General features: G+C 73.2%; 21 protein-coding genes. 12 read left to right on the top strand and 9 right to left on the bottom strand.

Translation table 11 applies throughout. The annotated features are described in order from the left end of the window. Window positions 1-23 precede the first annotated feature (23 nt). The 3 genes from NQZ70_RS44210 to NQZ70_RS44200 all read left to right on the top strand — a co-directional run bounded on the left by NQZ70_RS44210 (window position 24) and on the right by NQZ70_RS44200 (window position 4,628). Window positions 24-2,129, top strand: coding sequence for a hypothetical protein (locus NQZ70_RS44210; RefSeq protein ID WP_129579594.1), 2,106 nt, complete (start codon window positions 24-26; stop codon window positions 2,127-2,129). Window positions 2,130-2,481: 352 nt separating this feature from the next. Beyond that, a complete protein-coding gene (locus NQZ70_RS44205) occupies window positions 2,482-3,315 on the top strand; it encodes a hypothetical protein (protein WP_237244611.1) in 834 nt (277 codons plus the stop codon). Window positions 3,316-3,431: 116 nt separating this feature from the next. Continuing rightward, window positions 3,432-4,628, top strand: coding sequence for a metallophosphoesterase (locus NQZ70_RS44200; RefSeq protein WP_129579592.1), 1,197 nt, complete (start codon window positions 3,432-3,434; stop codon window positions 4,626-4,628). A gap of 17 nt (window positions 4,629-4,645) precedes the next feature. On the opposite strand, the gene NQZ70_RS44195 is transcribed toward NQZ70_RS44200, so the two are convergent. Further along, window positions 4,646-5,323: a hypothetical protein gene (locus tag NQZ70_RS44195; protein WP_129579591.1), complete on the bottom strand. Its 678-nt coding sequence runs from the start codon at window positions 5,321-5,323 to the stop codon at window positions 4,646-4,648. A 132-nt stretch (window positions 5,324-5,455) separates the two neighbouring features. Here NQZ70_RS44195 and NQZ70_RS44190 point away from each other — a divergent pair, with 132 nt between their 5' ends. Further along, window positions 5,456-6,826, top strand: a complete 1,371-nt coding sequence (locus NQZ70_RS44190; protein ID WP_129579590.1) for an OmpP1/FadL family transporter — start codon at window positions 5,456-5,458, stop codon at window positions 6,824-6,826. A gap of 39 nt (window positions 6,827-6,865) precedes the next feature. On the opposite strand, the gene NQZ70_RS44185 is transcribed toward NQZ70_RS44190, so the two are convergent. Continuing rightward, window positions 6,866-7,654: a response regulator transcription factor gene (locus tag NQZ70_RS44185; protein ID WP_129579589.1), complete on the bottom strand. Its 789-nt coding sequence runs from the start codon at window positions 7,652-7,654 to the stop codon at window positions 6,866-6,868. 59 nt (window positions 7,655-7,713) lie between these two features. Between NQZ70_RS44185 and NQZ70_RS44180 the strand changes: the two genes are divergently transcribed. Genes NQZ70_RS44180 through NQZ70_RS44170 form a run of 3 tightly spaced genes read left to right on the top strand, consistent with a single transcriptional unit; the run spans window position 7,714 to window position 10,167 of the window. Further along, window positions 7,714-8,799 (top strand): thioredoxin domain-containing protein, encoded by a 1,086-nt coding sequence (locus tag NQZ70_RS44180; protein WP_272826862.1) that lies wholly within the window; start codon window positions 7,714-7,716, stop codon window positions 8,797-8,799. Beyond that, window positions 8,796-9,572: a 3'-5' exonuclease gene (locus NQZ70_RS44175; protein ID WP_129579588.1), complete on the top strand. Its 777-nt coding sequence runs from the start codon at window positions 8,796-8,798 to the stop codon at window positions 9,570-9,572. The genes NQZ70_RS44180 and NQZ70_RS44175 overlap by 4 nt, the downstream gene beginning before the upstream one ends. A gap of 4 nt (window positions 9,573-9,576) precedes the next feature. Beyond that, window positions 9,577-10,167, top strand: a complete 591-nt coding sequence (locus tag NQZ70_RS44170) for a hypothetical protein (RefSeq protein WP_129579587.1) — start codon at window positions 9,577-9,579, stop codon at window positions 10,165-10,167. 34 nt (window positions 10,168-10,201) lie between these two features. On the opposite strand, the gene folK is transcribed toward NQZ70_RS44170, so the two are convergent. The 6 genes from folK to NQZ70_RS44140 form a co-directional block, all read right to left on the bottom strand. Next, window positions 10,202-10,699 (bottom strand): 2-amino-4-hydroxy-6-hydroxymethyldihydropteridine diphosphokinase, encoded by a 498-nt coding sequence (gene folK, locus NQZ70_RS44165; protein ID WP_129579586.1) that lies wholly within the window; start codon window positions 10,697-10,699, stop codon window positions 10,202-10,204. A 91-nt stretch (window positions 10,700-10,790) separates the two neighbouring features. Then, window positions 10,791-11,156: a hypothetical protein gene (locus NQZ70_RS44160; protein WP_237244609.1), complete on the bottom strand. Its 366-nt coding sequence runs from the start codon at window positions 11,154-11,156 to the stop codon at window positions 10,791-10,793. Between the two features lie 145 nt (window positions 11,157-11,301). After that, window positions 11,302-12,264: a glutathione synthase gene (gene gshB, locus NQZ70_RS44155; RefSeq protein ID WP_129579584.1), complete on the bottom strand. Its 963-nt coding sequence runs from the start codon at window positions 12,262-12,264 to the stop codon at window positions 11,302-11,304. A 63-nt stretch (window positions 12,265-12,327) separates the two neighbouring features. Then, window positions 12,328-13,218: an anti-sigma factor gene (locus tag NQZ70_RS44150; protein WP_129579583.1), complete on the bottom strand. Its 891-nt coding sequence runs from the start codon at window positions 13,216-13,218 to the stop codon at window positions 12,328-12,330. After that, a complete protein-coding gene (locus NQZ70_RS44145; protein ID WP_165374699.1) occupies window positions 13,215-13,850 on the bottom strand; it encodes a sigma-70 family RNA polymerase sigma factor in 636 nt (211 codons plus the stop codon). The genes NQZ70_RS44150 and NQZ70_RS44145 overlap by 4 nt, the downstream gene beginning before the upstream one ends. Before the next feature lie 85 nt (window positions 13,851-13,935). After that, on the bottom strand, window positions 13,936-14,679 hold the full coding sequence (locus NQZ70_RS44140; RefSeq protein ID WP_129579581.1) for a polyhydroxyalkanoate synthesis regulator DNA-binding domain-containing protein: 744 nt from the start codon (window positions 14,677-14,679) through the stop codon (window positions 13,936-13,938). 86 nt (window positions 14,680-14,765) lie between these two features. On the opposite strand from NQZ70_RS44140, the gene NQZ70_RS44135 reads away from it, so the two are divergent. The 4 genes from NQZ70_RS44135 to NQZ70_RS44120 all read left to right on the top strand — a co-directional run bounded on the left by NQZ70_RS44135 (window position 14,766) and on the right by NQZ70_RS44120 (window position 20,697). After that, window positions 14,766-15,575 carry an ABC transporter ATP-binding protein gene (locus NQZ70_RS44135; protein ID WP_237244608.1) on the top strand — a complete coding sequence of 270 codons (810 nt, stop codon included), beginning with the start codon at window positions 14,766-14,768 and terminating at the stop codon, window positions 15,573-15,575. A gap of 91 nt (window positions 15,576-15,666) precedes the next feature. Then, a complete protein-coding gene (nuoH, locus tag NQZ70_RS44130; RefSeq protein WP_129579579.1) occupies window positions 15,667-17,643 on the top strand; it encodes an NADH-quinone oxidoreductase subunit NuoH in 1,977 nt (658 codons plus the stop codon). Between the two features lie 49 nt (window positions 17,644-17,692). Next, window positions 17,693-19,534, top strand: a complete 1,842-nt coding sequence (locus tag NQZ70_RS44125; RefSeq protein WP_129579578.1) for a zinc ribbon domain-containing protein — start codon at window positions 17,693-17,695, stop codon at window positions 19,532-19,534. Continuing rightward, a complete protein-coding gene (locus tag NQZ70_RS44120; RefSeq protein ID WP_129579577.1) occupies window positions 19,531-20,697 on the top strand; it encodes a trypsin-like peptidase domain-containing protein in 1,167 nt (388 codons plus the stop codon). The genes NQZ70_RS44125 and NQZ70_RS44120 overlap by 4 nt, the downstream gene beginning before the upstream one ends. A gap of 361 nt (window positions 20,698-21,058) precedes the next feature. On the opposite strand, the gene NQZ70_RS44115 is transcribed toward NQZ70_RS44120, so the two are convergent. Further along, entirely contained in the window at window positions 21,059-21,844 is a 786-nt protein-coding gene (locus tag NQZ70_RS44115; protein ID WP_129579576.1) for a hypothetical protein, read from the bottom strand. Between the two features lie 291 nt (window positions 21,845-22,135). Between NQZ70_RS44115 and NQZ70_RS44110 the strand changes: the two genes are divergently transcribed. Continuing rightward, on the top strand, window positions 22,136-23,599 hold the full coding sequence (locus NQZ70_RS44110; protein ID WP_237244607.1) for a hypothetical protein: 1,464 nt from the start codon (window positions 22,136-22,138) through the stop codon (window positions 23,597-23,599). Window positions 23,600-23,604: the final 5 nt, after the last annotated feature.

Below are 23,604 nucleotides of genomic sequence, written 5' to 3'. Positions count from 1 at the left end.
CTGACCCCCTCCTCCTGCGATCCATGAGCACAGAGCGCTCTCCCGCCCGTCCCCCCTCGTCACGCCCTCACGCCCTCCCCTCGCCGCGCCGGCTCCTCGCGGCCGTCCTCGCCGCCGCGGGGCTCGTGGCGCTCCCGGCCCACGCGGTCGGCACGCGCAGCTTCGAGCTCAAGTCGCTCGAGGACCTCAAGGGCGGAGATCTCACCGGGGTCAGCGTGGACTCGAACGGCACCGTGCGCGCCGGGCTGACGCTCGGCGCGACGCCGCTGCCGGACGCGACCTCCGTCTGGAGCTCCGTGGTGCTGCCCGACGGCACGGTGCTGCTCGGCACGGGCAACGAGGGGAAGATCTACAGCGTCTCGGGAGGCCGGGTGACGCTCGCGGCGACGACCGGGCAGATGGCGGTCAGCGCCCTCGCGCTCGCGGAAGGCGGCGACGTCATCGCCGGCACGTTCCCCGAGGGCAAGCTCTTCCGCTTGCCGCGCGGCGCCGGCGGCGGCGGCCCGGCCAAGCTCTTCGCCGAGCTCCCGCAGACGGAAGACGTGTGGGGGCTCGCCTACGACCCGAAGGCGAAGGCGCTCTACGCCGCGACCGGCCCCGAGGGCAGGCTGTTCCGCGTCGACGCCGCGGGCAAGGCCCAGGTGTACTTCGACAGCGACGAGCCGCACCTCATGTGCGTCGCGGTCGCGGACGACGGCGCCGTCTACGCCGGCTCGAACGGCAAGGCGCTCCTCTACAAGCTCACGGCGCCCGGCCGCGCGACCGTGCTCCACGACTTCGACGCGGACGACGTGAAGGCGATCGCGATCGCGCCGGGCGCGAAGGGCGGCGCGGTCTACGCCATCGCCAACAAGTACGCCGAGGCGTTCGCCCCCCCGAAGCGCAACCGGAGCGGGCCGCCGACCCCGCAGCCGACGCGGGCGCCGAAGCCCGGCAAGGGCGTGCTCGTGCGCTTCGATCGGAGCGGCGTCGCGGAGAAGATGATGAGCGACGACGACACGCACTACGTCTCGCTCGGCCTCGGCGACGACCTGATGCCCTACGTCGGGACCGGCGCCGAGGGCCAGCTCTACACCGTGAGCGACAACCACGTGGCGCGGCTCGTCGCCGACACCGACGAGCGCCAGGTCGGCGCCTTCATGATGGCCGGGAAGCGCAGGTTCGTCGCGACCACCGACCCGGCCGTCTTCCACGAGGTGAAGGGCGTCGGCGGCGCCTCGGCGGTGTGGACGAGCAAGGTGCTCGACGCCGGGCTGCGGGCCACGTTCGGGCGCCTGACGTGGCGCTCCGACGGCGCGCTGGAGCTCGAGACGCGCAGCGGGAACACCGACACGCCGGACAGCACCTGGAGCCCGTGGTCCCCGGCGCTCGCCGCCCCGGGGGACACGAAGAGCCCGCCGGCGCGCTTCGTCCAGATCCGCGCGCGCTGGAGCCGGGATCCGGGCGCCGCGCTCCGCGAGGTGAAGCTCTCGTTCGTGACCGACAACGCGCGCGCCGTGGTCACCTCCATCGAGGCGGCGCCGAAGGGGCAGACCAAGCCCCCTCGCACGAACCTCCCGCCGTCCGGCGGGGAGGCGCCGAAGCCCGTGAGCGCGCTCCAGCTGACGTGGAAGGTCGACAATCCCGATCAGGACGACCTGCGCTATCGCCTCTCGTACCGCATGGAGGGCCAGTCGACCTGGCGCAGCATGCTCAAGCCGGGCGAGAAGGTGACGCGCGCCGAGCACGTATGGGACACGACCGCGCTCCCCGAGGGCGAGTACCGCATCCTCGTCGAGGCGAGCGATGAGCTGGCGAACCCGCCCGAGCGCACCCAGCGCCATAGCCTCGAGTCCGGCACCGTCCTCGTCGACAACACGCCGCCGGTGTTCCGGGCGCTCTCGCTGCAGGGGCGCCGGCTCACGGGCGAGGTGGCGGACGGCCTCGGCCCGGTCGCGCGCGTCGAGGTCTCGATCGCCGGCCTGGAGGAGTGGCGGCCCATCTTCCCGAGCGACGGCATCTTCGACGAGCCGGTGGAGCCGTTCGAGGCGGACCTCAGCGCCGTCGTGCCGCCTGGATCGCACCTGCTCGCGGTGCGCGCCTACGACAGCGCGGGCAACGTGGTCACCCGCGACATCGAGGCGCGGTAGCCGCCGTCCCATGCCGCCTTCGCCGATCGCCCTGCGCAGCGCTCGGCGCGACATGGGCGTCATGCTTGCGCCAGGAGCGTCAGCAGGCGAGGCGCACCCGCGCTCGGTGCGCGCGCGGGAACATGCGGTCTGACGTCCCGTCCACGGGGGCTCCTGCGTCCTGGAGAGCACACCCCCTGGACGGCACATTCTGTGGATACCCGAGGACGACATGATACGCTCACTCCGCTTGTCCTTTTCTCGTGCCCCTGGAATGAGCTTCCCCCGCGCCCTTCTGGTTTACGGTCTCGCTGCGATCTCGGCGTTTGCGGTCTCCGCGTGCGGGATGTCGGGGGACGATTCCGCCGGCGGGGTGCCCACCGATGATGGGGGGTTTGGGGGGTTCTTATCGGGATACGGGGACGGGGGCGGGTCGGCCGCGACGGCCGGATCGGGCGGCACCCCTCCGCAGGCGGGCGGCGGCGGCGGCGGCGTGGACGAGAGCGTCGATATCCCGGGGCCAACGACGTCGCCGGACCCCTACACGCGCTTCGCGCACCTGTGCGGCGACGGCTGCACGCCGGGGGGCGATCCGACCGAGTGCTCGTCCAGCGGCGGTGACGGGTCCGGAACGGGGGGCACCACGGCGCAGCCGCTGCATTGCCAGCTCGTGCTCGGCGAAGGCGACGCGATCCCGAGCTGCCGGCCGGTGGGTCGCTACGCGGCGGGCGGCCCGTGCCACCGCGGCATGGACTGCGCTGCCGGGCTCGGGTGCGCGGCGGCCGACGGGCAGGGCGGGGTGTGCCGGCAGTACTGCTGCGGCAACGTCGAGAGCTGCGCGCCGGGCACGTACTGCGACGAGCGGTCGATGGCCGAATCGCTCGCCGAGGGGAACACCCCGGTCTCCATCCCGGTCTGCGTCCCCGCGACGAGCTGCGAGCTCCTGGACGACAGCGTGTGCCCTGCGGGCCTGACCTGCACGATCGTCCGCGAGGACGGCACGACGAGCTGCGTCGTGCCCGGCGACGGGCGAGCCGACGACCCTTGCCCGTGCGCGCCCGGCTTCGTGTGCTCGATGCTGACGAACCAGTGCAAGCAGCTCTGCCGGATCGACGGCCGATCGCAGGACTGCGGCACGAACGCCAAGTGCCAGGGCGGCAGCACGGTTTACCCCCCCGGCTTCGGCGTGTGCGTCAGCACGATGTAGCTGCGGCCGACCGGGGTCGCGATCGGCCGGGGTCGCTTCGTGAAAAAGTGTTGGCGCGCTGCGCTCCGGCGTGAATCGGAGCGGCGGGCGCGCCCGGCCGTGGTCATGCTGGACGCGTGCAGCGCCCCCTCCTCTCCTTCGTCCTCTTCATCGGCATCTTCAGCGCCATCGTGGCAGGCGTTCACTACTACCTCTGGCAGCGCCTGGTCCGCGCGCCCGAGCTCGGCCCGCTCTGGCAGCGCATCGGCAGCGTCGCCCTGGTGGTGCTCGCGGCGCTGGTGCCGCTCGGCCTCTTCCTCAGCCGCGCGCTGCCCCGGCAGATCGGCGGCGTCGTCGCCGGCGTCGTCTACACGTGGGTCGGGCTCGCCGTCCTGCTCTTCTTCCTCCTGCTCACCTCGGAGGTCGTTCGCCTCGGCGCCCACGGCGTCACCGCGCTGCTGAACCAGCCGCTCGACGGCGATCGCCGCACGTTCCTCTCCCGCGCCATCGCCGGCACGGCCGGCGCGCTCGCCGTGGGCTTCGGCCTCGCCGGCGCCGCGAGCGCCCTCGGCGAGGTCGCCGTCCGCCCGGTGCGCGTCCGCCTCCGCCGCCTCCCCACGGCCATGTCCGGCTTCCGGATCGTCCAGCTCACCGACCTTCACATCGGCCCCACGATCGGGCGCGCGTGGCTCGAGCGCGTCGTCGCGCGGGTGAACGCCCTCAAGCCGGATCTCATCGCGATCACGGGCGATCTCGTCGACGGCTCGGTGGAGGAGCTCCGCGAGCACACCGCGCCGCTCGCCGAGCTGCGCGCCAGGCACGGGGTCTTCTTCGTGACGGGCAACCACGAGTACTACTCCGGCGTCGAAGCGTGGATCGCGGAGCTCGGCCGGCTCGGGGTGAGGGTGCTTCGCAACGAGCGCGTCTCGATCGGCGACGGCGAGCACGGCTTCGATCTGGCCGGCGTCGACGACTGGAGCGCGCGCGGCGTGGGCCGCGGCCACGGCTCGGATCTCGGCCGCGCGCTCGCGGGGCGCGACCCTTCGCGCGAGCTCGTGCTGCTCGCGCACCAGCCCAAGCAGATCCTCGAGGCCGCGGAGCGGGGGGTGGGCCTCCAGCTCAGCGGCCATACCCACGGCGGTCAGATCTTCCCCTGGGGCCTCTTCGTGCGGCTCGATCAGCCTTACGTGGCCGGCCTGTCCTCGCACGGCGAGAGCCAGATCTACGTGAGCCGCGGGACGGGCTACTGGGGTCCGCCGATGCGCGTCGGCGCGCCGTCCGAGATCTCGTTGATCGAGCTCGAGGGCGCCGCCGTGACGGAGGCCGTGGCGTAGCGGCGCCCGACAAGTGACTAGAGCGGGCGCGCCGGGTCCTTCTTGCAGTTGATGACGGACGCCGGGTAGCTGCTCGGATCGGTGATGCGCTCCATGGCGAAGGTCGAGCCCTTGAGGTTCAGGCTGATCGGCCTCGCCACGGTGCCGGTCACGTCGCCGCACACGAAGTCGGCGGGCGCGCAGAGCGTGCCCGACAGCGTGATGGTGGCCTCGAGCTCGCTGCCCGAGATCGGGTTGGCGTTGCCCGGCACGACGATCGTGGGCAGCTCCGCGGTGAACGTCCCGTCCTCGGACAGGGCGTAGGGGCCCACATCGACCTTCGGGCCGGTGGGCGTCCGGCGATCGGCGGACTCGAGCGGCTGGAAGGTCATCGAGAAGCTCAGGCCGCCGTCGCTCGCCTCGGTGGTCAGGTCGGCCACGAAGACGATGGGCGTCCGCGGGCTGATGTACGCCGAGAGGTTGAAGAAGAACTCGCCGTCGACGGCGCCTGGCTCCGGCACACAGCCGTCCCCGCCGCCGCCCGTACCGTCGCTGCCGCCGCCGCCGGCCTGGTGTTCACGGACGGTCGTATCGCGAGCTTCGAAGTCGCCGAATCTGCCCTCCGGGTCGGCGCACCCGAGGAGGAGCGCGGCGGATGCGAGGCAGGAAAGCGCGGCGGATGCGAGCGTTGTCGGGATGGAGCGGGAGAAAAGCATTTGACACCGTGCGAGGAGTGACATTTCACTCGATCGGGTCGAACATCCCGCGACCCTCAGGGGACGCAACCCTACCACGCAGGGTCTGTCGCAGGCGCCGCATTCCTCCCCTCAGAATCGAGAACACCGGCAATGCCCATCCTCCGCCACCGTCTCGCGCTCTCCGTCGGCCTCCTCGGCGGCCTTGTCTGGACCGCGCCTGCGTTCGCCGGCGGCTTCGCGACCGCGCGCTTCGGCGGCGAGCACGGCAACCCGATCACCAGCAATCCGACCGCCATCTACTACAACCCCGCTGGCATCGCCGAGAGCGAGGGGATTCACCTGTTCCTGGACGGAAATCTGGCGCTGCGCGCGGCCTCCTACACACACCCGCAGGCGCCGTCCGATGACGTGACCGCGCCGGGGGCGAACACGGGGGCGGCGAGCCTGCTCAACCTGGCCGCCTCGCCGATGCTCGGCGCGTCGGCCAAGCTCGGCGACCTGGCGCTCGGCGCCGGCGTTTACGTGCCCTTCGGCGGCGCGGCGTCCTGGGGCACGAACAGCGCCTTCGAGGGCCATGGCGAGCTCGCCGGGCCGGTCGACGGGGTGCAGCGCTGGCACTCCATCGAGTCCTCGCTCCAGGCGATGTACTTCACGCTCGCCGCGGCCTACAGGATCCCGGCGCTCGGCCTCAGCCTCGGCGTCTCCGGGAACCTGATTCGGACCCAGGTGAACACCGTCCGCGCCCGCAATGCCTCGGGCGACAACCTCCTTGCGACGGAGGGGCGCTCGCTGCTCGAGGTGAGCGGGCTGCACGGGAGCTTCGGCGTCGGCGCGCTGGTCGAGGCGGTGCCGAAGCAGCTCTGGATCGGCGCGTCGTACCAGTCGCGGCCGAACGTCACGGGGGGAGAGACGCTCGAGGGTACGCTCACCAACCGCTTCAACGGCGTCTCGAGCGCCCCGACCGACGTCGATCTGCACCAGGACCTGCCCGACATCGTGCGGCTCGGCGCCCGCTTCGCCCCGGCGGAGCGCCTCGAGCTCCGGCTCTTCGGCGACTGGACGCGCTGGAGCACCATGGAGAACCAGTGCCTCACCGTGGTGGGCGCGGCGTGCGAGATCCGGAGCGACGGCTCCGCCGCCGACCCGGCCGGCGTGGTGCAGAACATCGTCCGCCGCTGGGGGGACACCTTCGGCGTGCGCGCGGGCATCAGCTACTGGCCGCGGCCCTCGAGCGAGGTCTTCGGCGGCGTCGGCTACGACTCCAACGCTGTCCCGGACGACACCCTGGATCCCTCGGCCACCGATTTCCACGATGTCTCGTTCGCGGTGGGGGGCCGCTTCCAGGTCGCGGAGCGGCTGCACCTCGCGGCGTCGTACACACACCTCTTCTACGTCGGCCGCGACACCACGGGGAAGAGCATCACCGCGGGGCTCGCGGGCAGCTCGCGGGCGCCCGACTCGGGCGGGCTCTACACGCAGAACATCGGCGTGCTCAACCTCAACGTGGATGTCGCCTTCTGAGCGGCGCCGCGGCGAGGCGCGTCGCCGCGGCGAGGCCGCTCACGGGGCGCTGCGCCGGGTCCGGCGGAGCAGGCTGAAGATCCGCGCCCCCAGCTCGGGGGCGCGGAACGGCTTGACCATGTAGTCGTCGGCGCCGCTCGCGAACGCGTAGACCATGTCCTGCGACGAGGCGTTCGCCGTCAGGAAGAGGACCGGCAGATCGCGGAGCCCGGGGTCCTGCCGCAGCGTGCGGCAGAGCTCGATGCCGTTCATCCTCGGGAGGTTCCAGTCGAGCACCACGAGGTGGAAGGGCGCGCTGCGGACGCGCTCCAGCGCCTCCTCCGCGCTGGCGACCGCGACGACGGCGAGCTCGACCGCCTCGAGCATCGTCGAGAGCATCTCCCGGATCTGCGGATCGTCGTCGACGACGAGGATCCGCGAGCCCTTGCCCTTCAGCCGGAGCGGCGCGGGGGCCCGGCCCGCCGCGCCGGCGCCCTGGACGCCGGGCGGCGCGGCGGGTCGGACCTCGCCCTCGGCGCGGGCGAGCGCCGCCGCGTCGGTGTCGGGCATCGAGCCGGGGCGGGTCGCCTCCGTCCGCGCGAAGTCGGCGAGGCGGCGCCAGTCGCGCGGCTCGAACGTGAGCCGCGCCCCCTCGGGCGAGACGGAAGCGCACGCCGCGGCCGACGTCGCGCGGCGGTTTTCGCCCAGCTCGAAGACGGCGAGCACCCACTCGCCATCCGCGACGACCTCCCCCGCGGGCAGCCCGAGCTCGAGGTCACCCTCCTCCGGATCGCCCACGATTCGCGCGAACTGTTGCAGATCCGGGAAGCGGTAGAGGACGCTCCGCACGTCCTGACGCTACACCCGCGCTAGCATCTCGCAAAGGGTCCGACTAAGCTCGCGCCGCGATGTCATTCCTGCGCTGGATGCCGCCGCTCCTCGCGTTGCTCTCGATCGGCGTCACGGGCTGTCCTGGCAACTCGGGCTCGAGCGAGCCCAAACCCGCCCCGGCTCCGGAGGTGTCCGTCTCGCTTCCAGGCGTGGACACCTCCTCGCTCACGCCCCGCGAGCGTCGAGAGTGGGGCGCCCAGGTCTCGGAGCTCCTCTCCCCCTGCCCGGACACGCCCGTGAGCATCGCGCAGTGCGTGAAGGAGCAGCGCCCCTGCAAGGCGTGCCTCCCCGCCGCGCAGCTCCTGCTCAAGCAGGTCAAGGACGGCCGGTCGAAGAAGGAGCGCGAGGACGCGTTCCGCATGCGCTTCGACGCGAACAAGGTGAAGACGCTCGCCACCGAGGGCTCGCCCGAGATGGGGCCGCCCGACGCGCCGGTCACGATCGTCGAGTGGGCCGACTTCGAGTGCCCGTTCTGCCGGCTCATGTCGCCGCTGCTCGAGGGCCTCGTGAACCGCTTCGACGGGCAGGTGCGGCTGGTCTTCAAGTTCTATCCGCTCCAGGCGCACGTCCACGGCGAGCCCGCCGCGCGCGCGGCGATCGCCGCGATGAACCAGGGCAAGTTCTGGGAGATGCACCACCTGCTCTTCGAGAACCAGGACAAGCTGGAGCAGGCCGACATCGAGCGCTACGCGCAGCGGCTCAAGCTCGACCTGGTGAAGTTCCGCGCCGACTTCGTCTCGACCGAGACGAAGTCGCGCATCGACAAGGACAAGAAGCAGGCCGAGGAGGTCGGGCTCGAGGGGACGCCCCTCATCTACATCAACGGCCGCGAGGTCAACCTGCAGCTCCTCACGAACCCGGGCGAGGATCTCGAGGGCTGGGTGACGCTCGATCTGGAGCTCCTCGGCAAGACGCCGCGGCCAGCGCCGCCGAAGCCGGCCGGCGCCGAGGCGAGCGCGCCCGGCGCGGCCCCCGCCGGCAGCACGACGCCCGCCGCCAGCGCGACCCCTGCGGCCAGCGCGACGCCCGCTGCGGGCGGCAGCGCGGCGCGCCCCGCGGCCTCTGCCGGTCCTGCCCAGCCCGCTCAGCCGAGGAAGCCTTGAAGGTCGCCGACCCGTGCGGCTGCTTCCCGACGGGCCGGCACTACCCTGGGATCGCGCACCTCCTCAAGGTGCGCGCCGTCGGCGTCGCGGCCGAGATCGACGCGGGCAGCGCCTGGATCGACCAGCCCATCGCCTTCATCGACGTCGAGACGACGGGGCGCGATCCCGCGGGGGATCGCATCATCGAGCTCGGCATCGTCATCGGCCGCGCCGGGGAGATCCTGACGCGCTACAACTGGCTCATCCATCCGGGGCGGCCGATCCCGGCGGAGAGCACCGCGATCCACGGGATCAAGGACGCGGACGTCGAGGGCAAGCCGTCGTTCGCCGAGGTCGCGGAGGAGATCCTCGCCTGCTTCAAGGGGGCGATCCCCGCGGCGTACAACGCCTCCTTCGACCGCTCGTTCCTGCTCGCCGAGCTCGAGCGCGTGGGCATGCGCCCGCGCGAGCCGCCGCCCGCCATGCGGCGGGAGGTCGACTGGATCGACCCGCTCACGTTCGCCCGCGAGCTCTACAAGAACGAGGAGAGCCGCGCCCTCGGCGACATGGCCGCTCGGCTCGGGATCACGCTGGACAAGGCGCACCGCGCGACGGACGACGCCGAGGCGGCGCTGCAGGTCCTGTACGCGTTCGCGAAGGATCCGCGGGTGCCCCGCGCCTACGGCGGCCTGATCCAGGAGCAGCGGCGGCTGGTCCGCCTGCAGGACGAAGCGCGGCGGCTCTGGCGGAAGGCTCCGGCCCCCGCGGCGCCTCCGACCTCGAAGCCCAGCTGACGCCATGGTCGACGGGCCGAAGCGGCGCCTCCCGGTCGTCGGCAGCGGCGCGCCGGCGGGGCCCGCGACGCCGAGCGCGCCCGGCGCGGCGCCTCCCCGCGGCGCGGCGGGCTCGCCGGAGAAGCGCAGGCTCCCGGTGCTGCAGGGCAGCGGCGACGGCGAGGGCGAAGAGCGCCCGCCGTGGCACTGGATCGCGCTCGGCACGGTGGCGATCTTCATCGTGTGGCTGCCGCTCGCGGGGCTCGCGAACACGCTGCTGCGCCGGATGATCGAGCGGACGGGAGACGGCGAGGCGCAGGGGTCGGTGCGGCTCGCGATGGTGGGCCTCAACGCGATCGCGTTCGCGCTCGCCGGCGCTGCCGGCGGCTACCTCGTGGGGCGGTTCGGCGGTCGCGCCGGGCGGCGCGAGGCGGCCGCGAGCGGGGCCGTGGTCGCGGCGCTCGCGTGGGCGCTCGCGCTCGCCGAGGGCGCGCCGGCGGGCGCGCTGGGGTGGGCGCTGCTGCTCGTCGTGATGGTCGCGATCGGCGCCGCGGCGTCGTACGCCGGGGGCCTCGCCGGCCTCCGCGCCCGCGCCGGAGCGCCGCCCTCGAGCTGAGCGCGCGCTGCTGCGACGCGCGCCGCCGCGCCGTTCAGCTCGGATCGAGCCGGCGAATGGGCGCGCTCGCCTCGGGGAGCGACGCGTACGCGACGGCGGTGCGCGGGTCGCGCGCGTCGGGGGCGACGTCGAGCAGCGGCCTCAGCGCGAAGGCGCGCCCGCAGAGCCGCGGGTGCGGCACCACGAGATCCGGCTCGGCGACCACCTCGCCCTCGATCCAGAGCAGATCCAGATCGATCGTGCGCGGCCCCCACCGCACCGGATCGGGGCGCGTCCGCCCGAGCGAGCGCTCCACGGCGAGCGTGCGCTCGAGGATCTGGCGCGCGGGCAGCGACGTGGCGAGGAGCGCCGCGGCGTTCACGTAGTCGCTCTGCGGCGGGCCGCCCGCGGGCGGCGACTCGTAGCGCGACGACTCGCCGACCACCTCGATCTCGGGATCCGCGGCGAGCGCGTCGATCGCGGCGCGGAGGGTGGCGAGGCGGTCGCCGAGGTTCGACCCCAGCCCGATCACGACGCGCCTGCGGGCTGTCATGGCGAGACCCTACCACGCCGCGCGCGGCGGTTCGCTGCGCGGCGCGCGGCCGGCGGTCGCAGCGCCCCGGATCGGCGCGCGCCGCGCGCGGTCACTCCGCCGGGTCGGTCGCGCGGCGCCCGCCGCCGAGCCGTCGGCCCTCCGGGCGCGGCGGGAACACGCGCCGATCCTCGGGGTTCCGGCGCGGGATGGGAGAGCGCCGCTCGACGGCCACGTCGCGCGACGGCGGCTGCGCGCCGCGCTGGAGCCCCACGAAGAGCTCGCGCATCTCCTCGAACGTCTCCGGCATGGCGGCGGCGACGGTCGCCGCGTGCGTCCGGCACAGGCTCAGCGAGCGCCCCTGGATGACCACGCGCGCCATCCTCGTCCTCGCGCGAGGATCCCCGGGCGCACCGCCCTCCCGCTCGACCAGCTCGCCGTCCTCGCATACGGCACATCGCTCGAATGACTCGCCCATGGGGGAGCCTTCGCAGAACCGGGGCCTCCGGGCCAACTTCCCGGCGTACCGCGGATCCCGGGCGCAGGTCGGGATCCGCCCGTGCGGCGGAGCCCGCGCGAGGACCACGATCCGCCCGTGTGGCGGATCCCGCGCGCGGCGCGGATCACGCGCGTGCCGCTCGGCCGCGCACCCGGTCCTCGGCCCAGGCGATCACCCGGTCCGCGGGATCGGTGCCGGTGAAGCGCCCGAGCTCCTGGATGCCGGTCGGGCTCGTGACGTTGACCTCGGTCAGGCGCTCGCCGATGACGTCGAGGCCGACGAAGTGGAGGCCGTCGGCGCGCAAGCGCGGCGCGACCGCGCGCACGAGCTCGAGCTCGCGCGGCGAGAGCTCCGTCGACACGACGCGCCCGCCGACGTGGATGTTCGAGCGGTGATCGTCGTCGCGCGGCACCCGGAGGATCGCGCCGAGCGGCTCGCCGTCGAGCAGGAGGACGCGCTTGTCGCCCTGGACGACGGCGGGCAGGTACTCCTGCACCATCGCGAGGCGCTGCCCCTCGTTCGTCATCATGTCCGCGATGGCGCGCGCGTTCTTGTCGCGCTCGCTGATCTGCAGCACGCCGAGGCCGCCCGCGCCGTCGAGCGGCTTGATCACCGCCTGGCCGCCGAGCGCGCGCACGAACGCGTGGATCTGCTCGCGGTCGGCCGTGACCAGCGTCTTCGGCGTCCACTCGGGGAAGTTCAGCGCGTAGAGCTTCTCGTTGGCGTCGCGCAGCCCGCGCGGGTCGTTCACGATGAGCGGGCAGCGCCGCGCGCGCTCCAGGAGCAGCGTCGCGTAGAGGTAGCTGCGGTCGAACGGCGGGTCCTTGCGGATGAAGATCGCGTCGACGTCCGCGAGCCGGAGCCGCCGCGGGCCCCCGGCGAGATCCAGCGAGATGTACGGCGGCGCGTCGCCGATGAGCACCGGGGTCGCCGAGGCGTGCGCCTCGCCGCCCTCGACCGAGAGGTCGCGCGGCAGGCAGTGGTAGCTCTCGTGGCCGCGCGCCTGCGCCGCGCGGATGAAGGCGAACGACGTGTCCTTGTCGTGCGTCACGCGGGTCAGCGGATCCATGACGAAGACGAAGCGCATGCGGTCTCTCGCGGGGTAGGGGATGGAGGGGAGGGGGCGCCCGCTCGCGCGGGCGCGGGCGGATCACTGCATCGCGGCGAGGACGAGCTGCGTGCTGAGGTCGTCGCCGAGGTCCGAGGCGAGCGCGTAGCCGACGCCGCTGTGCTCGGCGGCGGCGACCGAGTAGCCGTTGATCTTGCCCACGTACACGGGGCGCTCGCGCACGACGCGCGGCTTCAGGATCGGCTGCGCCTTCTGCACCGGGACCGCGCGCGAGTTGAAGAGGTAGACCGTCACCCGGTGGTTGCCCTTCACGATGTACTGGAGCAGCGCGGCGCGCCGATCGCGCATCGTGTGCACGCGGGCGCCCATGAAGTTCACGGGCATCGACTGGACGGGCATCGACTGGAACTCCGGCCTGCGGACCGGCACGCCGACGAACGGATCGAAGCGCGGCAGGTCCTCCGGGTTGGTCGTCTCCGGCGGGAGCGGCTGCGCGTGCTGCGTGACCAGATCGTCGAGCAGGATCTCGACGCTCTCGGCGCGCGCGAGCTCGGCGTCCGCCTTCGCGTCCGCCCTGGCGGTGTCCGCCGGGGCGGCGGCCCGCTCCCGCGTCACGCCCACCATGAACGCGACGCCCGCGGCCGCGGCGAGCGCGACGGCGTACCCCCTGCGCATGAGCCGCGGCCTCGCGTCGGCCGACTGCGCCGCCGCGCGCGCCGCGCCGAGCGCCTGCTCGTGCGCCATCGCCGCGGCGACGCGCGCCCGCAGCGCGTCCGGGCACGCCGCCGGCTTCGCCCGCTTCAGGCTCGCCCGCAGCGAGCGCAGCATCTTCACCTGCTCGAAGCACGGCGGGCACTGGACGAGGTGGGACTCGAGGTCGACCGCGTGGTCCGGATCCAGCTCGCCGTCGACGTAGGCCGACAGCGCGTAGTCGAACCGCGCGCAGCTCTCGATCGACTTCGCGGCGCTCATGCGACACCCCGCTTTCGCTTGCGGTACGCGTCCAGGTCGGCGGGCGCGTCCTTCGCCGCGTCGTCGCTGACGATGCCCATCAGCACCGCGTGCTCGCGCAGCGTCTTCTGGAGGAGCTTGCGGCCGCGGTGCAGCCGCGACATCACCGTGCCGATCGGGCACCCCATCGCCTCGGCGATCTCCTTGTAGGAGAGCTCCTCGATGTCCGACAGCACCACCGCCAGGCGGAACTCCTCGGGCAGCTCGTCCAGGGCGCGCTGCACCTCCGCCTCGACGAGCGGCGTGAGCGCCTGGGTCTCCGGATCGCGCATCGCACGCATCGTCGTCGCCCCGACCCACGCGTCGGTGAGCGGCTCGGCGTCCGGCCCGTCGAAGATGCCCCGCTCGAGGCCCCCCCGGCGGTACCGGTTGATGAACGTGTTCGTGAGGATCCGCAGCAGCCAGGCCTTGAGGTTGGTGCCGGGCTCGAACTGATCCCGGGCGCGCATCGCCTTGACGATGGTGTCCTGGACCAGGTCCTCCGCCTCGGTCGAGCTCTTGGTCATCCGGCAGCTCACGCCGTACAGCGTGTCCAGATGACCGAGCAGCTCGATCTCGAAGGCGTCGGCGCGGCCCCCCTCGCAGCTGGCCAACGAAAGGTCCTGCGCTACGGACGCAGGTTTCTTGCTGAAGAAGAACGGCATGGGCTCGACGGGGGGAACAGGGGAGCGGCCAGGGCTATTCCAGCCGGCTCTCTCCCCCCGGACCCTCGCCCGCGGGTTCGTCCGCGGCAGAGCCGGCTTGAGGAGGAGCGGCGTCCTCGGCCCGTTCACCCTCGCGTTCCTGGAGCTTCGCCTCCAGCTCGTCAATGCGCTGCGAGAGGCGCTTGACATCGGCCTGAAGATCGCGGACCAGCCCGAGCCCCGGGAGGATGGCCCGGATGCGCTCGTCGACGGCCTGCTGCCACTGATCGAGCGTCTGCTTCGAGCTCTCGACGATCCCGCTCAGGCGCCCCTTCGCGTGGCTCGACTTGTCGGCGTCGAGCGGCGGGGGCGGCTGCGACCCCGGCGACGCGGACGCCGCCGGCTCCTGCGCGGGGGCCGGCGCCGCGCCGGGCGCCGCCACCCCGCCCTCGCCGGGGACCGCGCCGGGGATGAGCCGGCCGATCGGCCCCTCGCGCAGCTGCGAGAGCAGCCGCTCGCCGCGCTCCTGGATCAGATCCCGCAGCGTGCCGAGCGGTACCGAGCGCGGCTGCGATTTGAGATCTTCCGAGATGATCAGCGCCAGCGTGACCTCGGTCTTGTCCTCCTTGGTCGCGTTGTCGATGATCTGGACCTCTTCGCCAGCCCGGACCATCTCCCCGATCTGCTGCAGGGTGACGTAACGACTGTCCTTCGTGTCGTAGAGCTTCCGATTGGAGTAGCGCTTAATAACGCGACGCGGTACCTCGCCGCCTCCCAGGGTCTCCTTCGCCGTTTCCATCTCCTCTACGCCTCGAGTCGATTGGACCACCGACAGATCGCTCGCGCAAGGGAAGATGACTCGATATCACTCATAAATTGGGCGACGTGCAGGAGCCGGCGATCGAGCTGCGAGACGTGGCGGCCAGCTATCCCACAGGGAGGCTGGCGCTGGAGGGGATCAGCCTGGAGGTGCGCGCGGGCGAGCTCTGCGCCGTCCTCGGGCCGAACGGCGCCGGCAAATCGACGCTGGTCCGGGTCCTCTCCGGGGGCCTGCGGCCGGCGCGGGGCGGGGCGACCCTGCTGGGGAGGCCGCTCGGCGGCATGGACCGACGGGCGATCGCGCGGTGCGTGGCGGTCGTGCCGCAGGGGATCGCCTCGGCGCCCGGGTTCTCGGTTCGGGAGGTCGTCATGATGGGCCGCGCGCCCCACCAGGGCGCCTGGATGCGTGCCTCCCGCCGGGACGAGGAGGCGGTCGCCCGCGCCATCGAGGCCTGCGATCTCCTCGATCTCTCGGGGCGGCCGGTGGCCGAGCTCTCCGGCGGCGAGCAGAAGCGGGTCGCCATCGCCCGGGCGCTCGCGCAGGAGGCGCAGGTGCTGATCCTCGACGAGCCCGGGGCCCACCTCGACATCCGCCACTCGATCGAGGTCCACGAGGTCGTGCGTCGCGAGGTGGCCGAGCGGCGCCTCGCCTGCGTCGCGGTGCTGCACGACCTCAACGCGGCCGCCCAGTACGCCGACCGCGTCGCGCTCCTCAAGGCCGGGCGGCTTGTCGCGCAGGGCACCATCGAGGAGGTGATGACCTACCGCCGGCTCAAGGACGTGTTCGAGGCGGAGCTCTACGTCGGGGTGAACGAGCTCGACGGCAGCCGGTACTTCCTCCCCGTCCGGGGCGCGCGGTCAGGGGAACCAGGGTAGGGGAGCGCCGGGGCGAGGCAGCGCGGCGCGGGCGGGCGCGCCGATCTCCGCAATCTCGACCGCCCGCGCGGCGCGGTTTATAAGCGGCGCCATGCGCGGATCTCCACCCTGGAGAGCTCTCTCTCTCGGCTTCCTGCCGTGCCTCCTGGCCCTCCTGGCCCTCCTCGGCGGGGCCGGCTGCGCCGAGAGCAGGACGGCGCCCGAGCTCCTCAGCGTCGTCGACGTCGTGCCGCGCGAGGTCGACCTCGGCGACCGCATCGAGATCCTCGGGACCAACCTGCCCACCGCGCAGGCGAGGGAGGCGGTCGTCACGTTCCGCGGGACGCTGCGGCGCCCCGGCCAGGCGCCGCTCACCGGCCAGAGCATCGAGATCGACGGCGCGCAGATCAGCAGCAACAAGGTGTCGCTCGTCTTCTCCGAGGGGATGCAGGCGCGCTTCGCCGGCCGCGGCGACGACGCGGTGCACACGACCTTCCACGGGGACGTGACCGTCGAGGTCCCCGCGACTGCGCACGGCGCGCTCCCCGTGTCCGGCACGGTGCGGGGCGTCACGATCGACTTCATCCCGCCGACCCCGCGACGCGCCGTCATCGAGGCGCGCGAGAAGGAGGGGGCGCGGGCGCTCGCGTTCTTCGGCGTCGAGGTCGCGGCCGACTCGCCGCCCGCCGGCGGGCTCGTCGTGACCTCCGTGCGCGACGGGAGCCCCGCGAGCCGCGCGCAGATCCTCGCCGGCGACGTCATCACGAGCTTCGAGGGCGTGAAGGTCCTCTCGAAGGGCGACGTGATCCCGAGCGGCCACGAGCGGCTGTCGCCGGTCGGGATCCGGCGGGGCGGGGCGCCGTCCGAGGTCAACCTCTCGACCGAGGGGTTCCACGCGAGCGCCCCGACCGATCTCCTCGGCGCCGGGATCATCCTCGGCATCGCCGCCGCGATCATCCTGCTCTTCATGGCGCCGACCGCGGGGATCATCACCTGGGTCGAGCGCCGCGTCTCGGCGCGCATGCAGTCGCGCATCGGGCCGAACCGCGCCGGGCCGCAGGGCTTCCTCGTGTGGATCGCCGACGGGATCAAGTCGATCCTCAAGGAGGACGTCATCCCGGCCGAGAGCGACCGCGCGCTCTTCCGGCTCGCGCCCTACCTCGTCTTCGTCGGCGTGTCGGCCACGTTCGTGGTCATGCCGTTCGGCCAGTACCTCATCGCGGCCGACCTCGACATCGGCATCCTCTTCGTCATCGCCGTGACGTCGCTCGTCACGATCGGCCTGATGACCGGCGGCTGGGCGTCGAACAACAAGTGGTCGCTCCTCGGCGGCATCCGCTCGGCGGCGCAGATCATCAGCTACGAGATCCCCGGCGCGGTCGCGATCGTGTGCATCGTGATGATGACCGGCTCGCTGCGGCTCCAGGACATCATCGCCGCGCAGGGCGGCGCCGGGCCCTCGCTGCTCGACGTGGGCGGCTGGCCCTGGCACTGGTTCGTCTTCCGCAACCCGATCACGTTCGCGCTGTTCTTCCTCTACTTCACGACCGCGCTCGCGGAGGGCAACCGCGCGCCGTTCGACCTGCCCGAGGCGGAGAGCGAGCTCGTCGCCGGCTACTCGACCGAGTACTCGGGGATGCGGTACCTCTTCTTCTTCTTCGCCGAGTGGGCGAACGTCTTCGTGATGTGCGGCATCGCGAGCGCGCTCTTCCTCGGCGGATGGCAGATCCCCGGCGTCTCGCCGGCCCAGCAGGAGTCGAGCTTCGGCCTCCAGCTCCTCGGCGTATTCCTGTTCCTGCTGAAGAGCTGGGCGCTCGTCTTCGTGGTCATCTGGATCCGCTGGACGCTGCCGCGCGTCCGGATCGACCAGATGATGAACCTCTGCTGGAAGTGGTTCGTCCCGCTCTCGTTCGCGGCGTTCCTCCTGACGGCGCTCTGGATGGTGATCGGCGTCAGCAAGACGGTCCAGCTCGTCATCAGCGTCGTCACGTTCTCCGTCTGGGCCTACCTGCTCGTCCACTTCATCCGCAGGGTCCAGCACAACCTGCGGGAGGCCAAGGTTGCGCTCCACCTGAATCCGTTCCTGTGAGAGCAAACCCCGGTGCCACCTCGGCCTTGCGCTGAGGTATGCTGTCGGCGTGGCGGTCCCGTCGAGCCCGGCCTCCGACTTCTGCGCGGCGTGCGGTTTCCCGCTGCGCGGGCCGCGGTGCGAGGCGTGCGGGGTCGACCGCGCGCCGGCGCTCTCGCTCTCGCGCAAGCCGCCGCCCGCGGACGGCGACTGGGACGGCAGTTCGATCGACGCGTGGCGCACGCGGGACCCGGTGCGCTTCGTGGCCCACTGCGCCTCGGCCGAGGCCGGGACGACCGTCCAGTCGACCCCGCTGCAGGACGGCGTGGGGTGGCTCGTTCCGCTCGGGGCGGTGACGCTCTTCGTCGCGCTCGACGCGGCGAACGAGCGGATGTCGATCGACGTGCCGGTCGTGCGCGTCGCCGAGCGGCAGCGGGTGCCGCTCTTGCGGGCGGCGCTGGAGCTCTCGGGCGGCCCCGAGCCGTTCCGGCTCTGCCTGCGGGACGATCTGTTGCTGCTCCGCCGCGTCGGCCGGGTCGCCGCCTTCGCGCCGGAGGCGCTGCGCCGGGCGCTGCGCGACAGCGGCGAGGCGGCGCAGCGGCTCGCGGCGACGCTCGGCGCCTGGTTCGACGCGCGGCCGCCGTTCTCGGAGGAGCAGCGGGCGAGCCTGACCTGGGCGTCGGCCGGCCGCGCCCGGCCGCTCAAGAGCTTCTCCATCCCGCCGGCGCCCGGCCGCGCGCAGGGCGCGCCGTCGGTGCGGGTCGCCGGGCCGCCGACGCCGGTCTCGGCGGTGCGGATGCCGGCCGAGGAGCTCTCGGCGTGGGCGGCGCCCCCGCTGCCGCGCCTGCCCGAGTCGGTCGCGCGCCCGATCCGCGACGCGGACGCGATCCCCGACATCCTGTCCCCCTCGCTCGCGTCCGCGACGCTGCCGGTGTCGATGGGCGCCGCGTCGGGCGTCACGTCAGGCGGCACGTCAGCGAGAAACGGCGGTGCGCCCACGCCCAAGGCCGGCATCCTGCCGCCGGCCCACGACGGCGGCGCCGCGTCCAAGGCGATCAGCGGCATGGCGATGCCGGGGCCCGAGGCCTCCGCGGCGAAGCCGGCCGCGGCGACCGCGACGCCGCTGTCGGGCGAGCCCGCGCCGGCCGCGGACACGCCGGCGCAGGCCAGCGATCGCCGCAGCGCGCGCACCGTGCCCTTCCGCCGCTCGACCTCCTCCGGCATGGCCGCGGTGGCGGCGACGCCGGTGTCGGTGCGCCCGCCCGCGCTGCCGGAGGTCGAGATCGATCCGCCGTCGCGCCAGAACGGCGCGGCGCGCTCCGAGTCGGCGAACACGCCGGCCGATCGGTTCTGCCAGCTGCTCCGGGACGCGCAGGTGCTCGGCGCGGCGCTCAGCTTCCAGGAGCGGCCTGGCGTCATGGTGCTCCTCATCCGGTGCACCGTGTTCCGTGCGATCTACGAGCACGGCGAGGCGATGCCCGACGCGGTGGCGCACCTCTACCGCTGCACGGCGGCGGCGACCCGCGAGCTCGCCCAGGCCGAGGGCGGCGCGCGCCGCGGCAACGCCGCGGGGGTCGCCGAGCCGGCGTTCCTCGCGATGGAGCGCCTCGTGACGCTGCGCGGGCAGGTGCCCGAGGAGAAGCCGCTCCACATCGATCCGCTCACCACGGCGGCGCTCGCGCGCGAGCACCTCGGCCGTTACCTGCGCGAGATCGAGCGCGCGCCGGCCGATCCGGTGCTCCGCCACTTCCTCGCGCTCGGCGCGCTGTCGGAGCTGCTCGTGCGCACGAAGCTGCCGGCCAAGACGGAGCAGCGGCTGCGCGACATCGTCGCGTACGCGCAGCGCGACGGCGCCAAGCCGGGCACGATCGATCTGCTGATGACGGCGCTCTCGAGGATCGTCGCCCAATGACGTCGCAGCTCGCGGCGCACGGCGACGGCGATCTGGCCCTGCTCCACGAGCGCGTCGCCCGCGCGCGCCGCTCGGTGGTGGCGATCCGCGCCGGCGCGCTGGTCACGACCGGCTGGGTGGCGCTCGGCAACGGCGTGGTGGTGACGAGCCGGCGCGGGCTCGGCTACCCGACGGAGGTCGCGCTGACGTTCGAGGACGGGCGGAGCATGGCGGGGCGCGTGGTCGCGGCCGACGTGGGCCGGGACGTGGCGCTCGTCGCGCCTGCCGAGGCGCCGGGCGTCGCGGCGCTCGCGGTGCGCGCGCCGGCGGAGCCTCGGCTCGGCGAGCGCGCCGCGGTGCTGAGCTGCCTGCCGGGGCAGAGCCTGCGGCTCGCGGTCGCGCGGGTCAGCCACGTGGCGCGCAAGGTCGACGGGCAGCTGCCTGCGTTCGAGCTCGACGTGACGGCGCCGCTCGGCGCGCCGGTGCTCGATCCGGAGGGGCGCGCGATCGGGGTGGTCGCGGCGCTGCCCGGCACCCTGGGGGAGCTGCCGGGCCACAGCGCGGTGCTCCCGGCGGGCGCGTTCCAGCCGCTGCTCGCGCTCGTGGATCGGCCGCTCGGCGAGCTCCGGGATCGGGCGCCGGTGTACCGCTGTCCGGCGTGCGAGGAGCCGTTCGACATCGAGAGCGATCGATGCCTGGGCTGCGGGCGGCTCTTGCCGCACGCGTTCGCGCCGTCGCCGGCGCGCGCGGGCGTCGAGCGGATGATCCGGCAGGGCCTGTCGTCGCTCGGGATCGTCGCGAACCGGGCGCGGGTCGGCCCGCGGGCGTGGCGCATCGCGCAGCGGCCGTTTCCGGCGGCGGAGACGGCGACGCAGGTGGACATCGAGATCGACGAGGCGGGGCGCCTGCTTTCGCTGCGCGCGCCGGTGGTGGGCGTGCCGGCGGCGAACCACGAGCCGTTCTACCGGTTCTTGCTCACGATGAACGACCAGACGACGGGGGAGTTCCGCGTGTCGATCACGGGGGACGAGGTGGCGGTGTCGTGCGTGGCGACGCTGGAGGGGCTCGCGGACCACGAGGCGGCGCTGCTCATCGACGGGCTGGTGCAGATCGCGGACGAGTACCGGCGGACGCTCGCGGAGACGTTCGAGGCGGCGCCAAGGTTCGAGTCGGCGGGGCGCTGACCTGAGGGATTTCGGGAAGCTCGCGAAGGGGCTCGGCGCCGGCATGGAGGCTTCCCGCGCGGGGCGGAGGGTTTCCCGCGCGGTCCGGAAAGCTTCGCGTGCGGTCCGGAAAGCTTCGCGCGCGCTCCGGAAGCTTCCCGCGCGGGGCGGAGGGTCGAATTTCCCGAGAAATTCACCGCCCGGCGAGCGCCGGACGGCACCGGGGACGCGGCGGACGCCGCTAAGTGCGCGAAACTTCGTGCTCCGGAGCGCGCGGGAAGGCTTCCGGAGCGCGCGCGAAGCTTCCGGAGCGCGCGCGAAGGTCTCGGGCGTGCGCGGGAAGCATCCGGCGCGCTCCGAAAGCTCTGATTTGTGAGATGTGTTACTCGATGTCGGCGTCGCCGGTCTCTTCGTCCGACGCTGCTGGCGTGGGCGGGATGGCGGCGGGCTTGGCCGGCGTGGTCGCGGGCTTGCGACGGGGCGCCTTGCGGCTCGCGAGGCCGAGGCGGATGAGATAGCTGCGCTTCTTGATCACGGCGCGGGCCGTGGTCGACCACTCGTCGAACCAGCCGCGCAGCTTGACGAGCGCCTCGCGCCGGCGCGCGGCCTCCGGGAGCTCGGTTTGCTCGGGCAGAGGCGATGTCGGGCCGAGCGCCACGTCGACGAGGCCCTTGAGGCGCTTGCGCTCGGCCTTGTCGAGGCCGCGGGTGGCGAGGAATGCGACGGCCTTCTTGTCGCTCTGCTTCGACCCGGCGCGGCCCGGATCGGTGCCATTCTCGAGGACGTCGAGCCGCGCGAGGAAGGTGGCCACTCCCCGGACGGAGGCGGCGCCGGTGGAGGGCGCGAGATCCTTGAACACGTAATCGTGCACGTCGGGGAAACGCCGGCGGAGCGCGGCGCCATAACGGGCGTAATTGGGCTCGTCCCACTGATCGAGCTCCCCCGTCGCGGCGCGCTGCGCCCTGGCATCGTCGGTATCGGCCGACGCGCCGGCCTTGCGGGGCGCGGCGAGGACATCGAGGAGGAGCGTTCGGCCCTCCAGGATATCGTCATCGGTCATCCCCGCCCCGGCCATCAACGTGCGAATCGCGGCGACAGCGCCTATCCCCATCAGGAGCTTTGTCGCGCGCTCCGGCGTGATCTCGAGGACCGCATCCGAATACTCCATAGAAATTTCCTCCCTGCCGGCCGGGAGATCCGGACGGCGGCAATGAGAACGGAAGCTACAATGGTAGTTTCGGAGATGAGAAGAGGATTCTTGAGCTCCGGCCGCTGGATTCTTGCTCTTCCGGCCGCCGGATTCTTGCTCTCACGGCGGGGCCCTCGAACCCTCCGGGAGCGATGGTTTGTGCGCTGAAGACGGACGGAGCTTGGAGCGCGCCTCGGCGCGCTCCTCGGCGGAGCAATGTCCTAACCGCTCCGGCCACGACGCTTGCCGCCGGAGAATGGGCGGGCGAGCTTGCGCGGGCGAGAAAAATTGCGGGGTGGAGGCAATGAGCATGAGAAGGAACGCGAGGCGAAGGCGATCCTCCTGGCGGCCGTGGCCGCCGTGGCGCTCGGCGCGGCGGGGTCAGGGTGCTTGTGGGGGCGCGAGGAGCACGCGCCCGGCCGGTTCTGCGCGCAATCGAACACCAGCATCGTCGAGCATTGCGTCGACGCGAGCGAGGGCCCGGGCAGCGCGTGGAGCAAGGCCGAGGAGGACGGCGAGCTGCCGATCCAGATGTGGGCGTTCGGGCCGAACGGCGTGATGTCCGACGAGCTCGCAGCGAACGAGGCGGAGCTCCGGGCCTGGTTCGATAACATCGATCGGGCGGTGGCCTACGTGCGCGACGAGGAGAAGAACGCCGAGTCGCTCCGGGCGACCCTGCACGGCAGGCTCCTCGGGCTGCTCTTAAATTCCAGGCTGCGCCAGGAGGCGATCTTGGAGGAGGAGCCGGTCCGCGCGGCCGACAACTTCCGGCAGGCCATGACCGACAAGGCGAGCGCCGAGGAGGAGCCGCTCGTGGCCGCGCTCGCGGCCGACAAGCAGGCGATGGCGGTCGTGCAGGCGATCTTCGAGCAGGCCCGGAGCGACGCCGCGCCGCTGCGATCCCGGTACGCGGGTGTCGCGGCGCGGTTCGCCGTGTACCGCGCGACCGAGGCGGCGGAGACGGCGGCGTACGCGGCGCTCTCGGAGCAGGCGTCGCGGTCGAGCATCGACGGCCTCGACGGCGCGGAGCAGGCAGTGCTCGCGGCGGCGCGCGAGGCGAGCCGGGCGCCGAACGAGCTGGCCGAGGAGATCATGACGCTGTCGGCGGAGCTCCAGGCGCTCGCGGTGTCGTTCGAGGAGGCGATCACGCCGCACAAGGAGGTGCTCGCGACGCACGGCGCGGTCGTGCCGGACATGACCTCGGGGGCGCTGCGCTCGCTGAGCGCCATGCTGGGCTACGCGCAGCGGCGGGTGGCCCGGAGCGACGCGACGGCGACGGCGCTGATCGGCGGCATCGCGCTGCGCTGGCAGGCGCTCGGTGTGCTGGAGAGGGACGAAGGGGCGCGCGAGGGGATCGCGCGGTCGCGGATAGAGAGGGCGTCGGAGGTGTTCGGCGAGGGGGCACGCGGGTGGGTGGAGGCGCTGTCGGCGGCGCCGCCGGTGAGCGAGAAGCTCGGGCTGCCGCTCTTGGCCGAGCGGTGCGGGGAACTCGTGGCGCTCGTGCAGATGCGGCCGCTCTGCGAGGCGGCAGGGGCGTCGTGGCGCGAGACCGGGTGCGCCGCGCTTCGAGGGCGGTTCGACGCCGCGGAGGCGGAGCTCAGGACGGGCCTGCCGCGGAAGATCGCGGCGGGCCTGGCGGCGCTGCGGGAGAAAGGGATGGCACGCGGCCGTGCTCGACGCCGCGCAGGCGAGGCTGGACGCGGGCGACGTGAAGGCCGCCGCGATCGCGTATGACGCCG

This window comes from Sorangium sp. So ce836 (genome assembly GCF_028553905.1).
Taxonomy (GTDB): Bacteria; Myxococcota_A; Polyangia; order Polyangiales; family Polyangiaceae; genus Sorangium; species Sorangium cellulosum_D.
Note: the sequence above shows the minus strand (reverse complement) of the source record. Positions and strands in the feature narration are given on the sequence as shown.

Excerpts from the sequence above, each read along its gene's own strand:
- NQZ70_RS44210 (WP_129579594.1), top strand. The coding sequence starts at position 24 with ATGAGCACAGAGCGCTCTCCCGCCCGTCCCCCCTCGTCACGCCCTCAC.
- NQZ70_RS44195 (WP_129579591.1), bottom strand. The coding sequence starts at position 5,323 with ATGCTTTTCTCCCGCTCCATCCCGACAACGCTCGCATCCGCCGCGCTT.
- NQZ70_RS44190 (WP_129579590.1), top strand. The coding sequence starts at position 5,456 with ATGCCCATCCTCCGCCACCGTCTCGCGCTCTCCGTCGGCCTCCTCGGC.
- NQZ70_RS44180 (WP_272826862.1), top strand. The coding sequence starts at position 7,714 with ATGTCATTCCTGCGCTGGATGCCGCCGCTCCTCGCGTTGCTCTCGATC.
- NQZ70_RS44170 (WP_129579587.1), top strand. The coding sequence starts at position 9,577 with ATGGTCGACGGGCCGAAGCGGCGCCTCCCGGTCGTCGGCAGCGGCGCG.
- folK (WP_129579586.1), bottom strand. The coding sequence starts at position 10,699 with ATGACAGCCCGCAGGCGCGTCGTGATCGGGCTGGGGTCGAACCTCGGC.
- NQZ70_RS44160 (WP_237244609.1), bottom strand. The coding sequence starts at position 11,156 with ATGGGCGAGTCATTCGAGCGATGTGCCGTATGCGAGGACGGCGAGCTG.
- gshB (WP_129579584.1), bottom strand. The coding sequence starts at position 12,264 with ATGCGCTTCGTCTTCGTCATGGATCCGCTGACCCGCGTGACGCACGAC.
- NQZ70_RS44150 (WP_129579583.1), bottom strand. The coding sequence starts at position 13,218 with ATGAGCGCCGCGAAGTCGATCGAGAGCTGCGCGCGGTTCGACTACGCG.
- NQZ70_RS44140 (WP_129579581.1), bottom strand. The coding sequence starts at position 14,679 with ATGGAAACGGCGAAGGAGACCCTGGGAGGCGGCGAGGTACCGCGTCGC.
- nuoH (WP_129579579.1), top strand. The coding sequence starts at position 15,667 with ATGCGCGGATCTCCACCCTGGAGAGCTCTCTCTCTCGGCTTCCTGCCG.
- NQZ70_RS44120 (WP_129579577.1), top strand. The coding sequence starts at position 19,531 with ATGACGTCGCAGCTCGCGGCGCACGGCGACGGCGATCTGGCCCTGCTC.
- NQZ70_RS44115 (WP_129579576.1), bottom strand. The coding sequence starts at position 21,844 with ATGGAGTATTCGGATGCGGTCCTCGAGATCACGCCGGAGCGCGCGACA.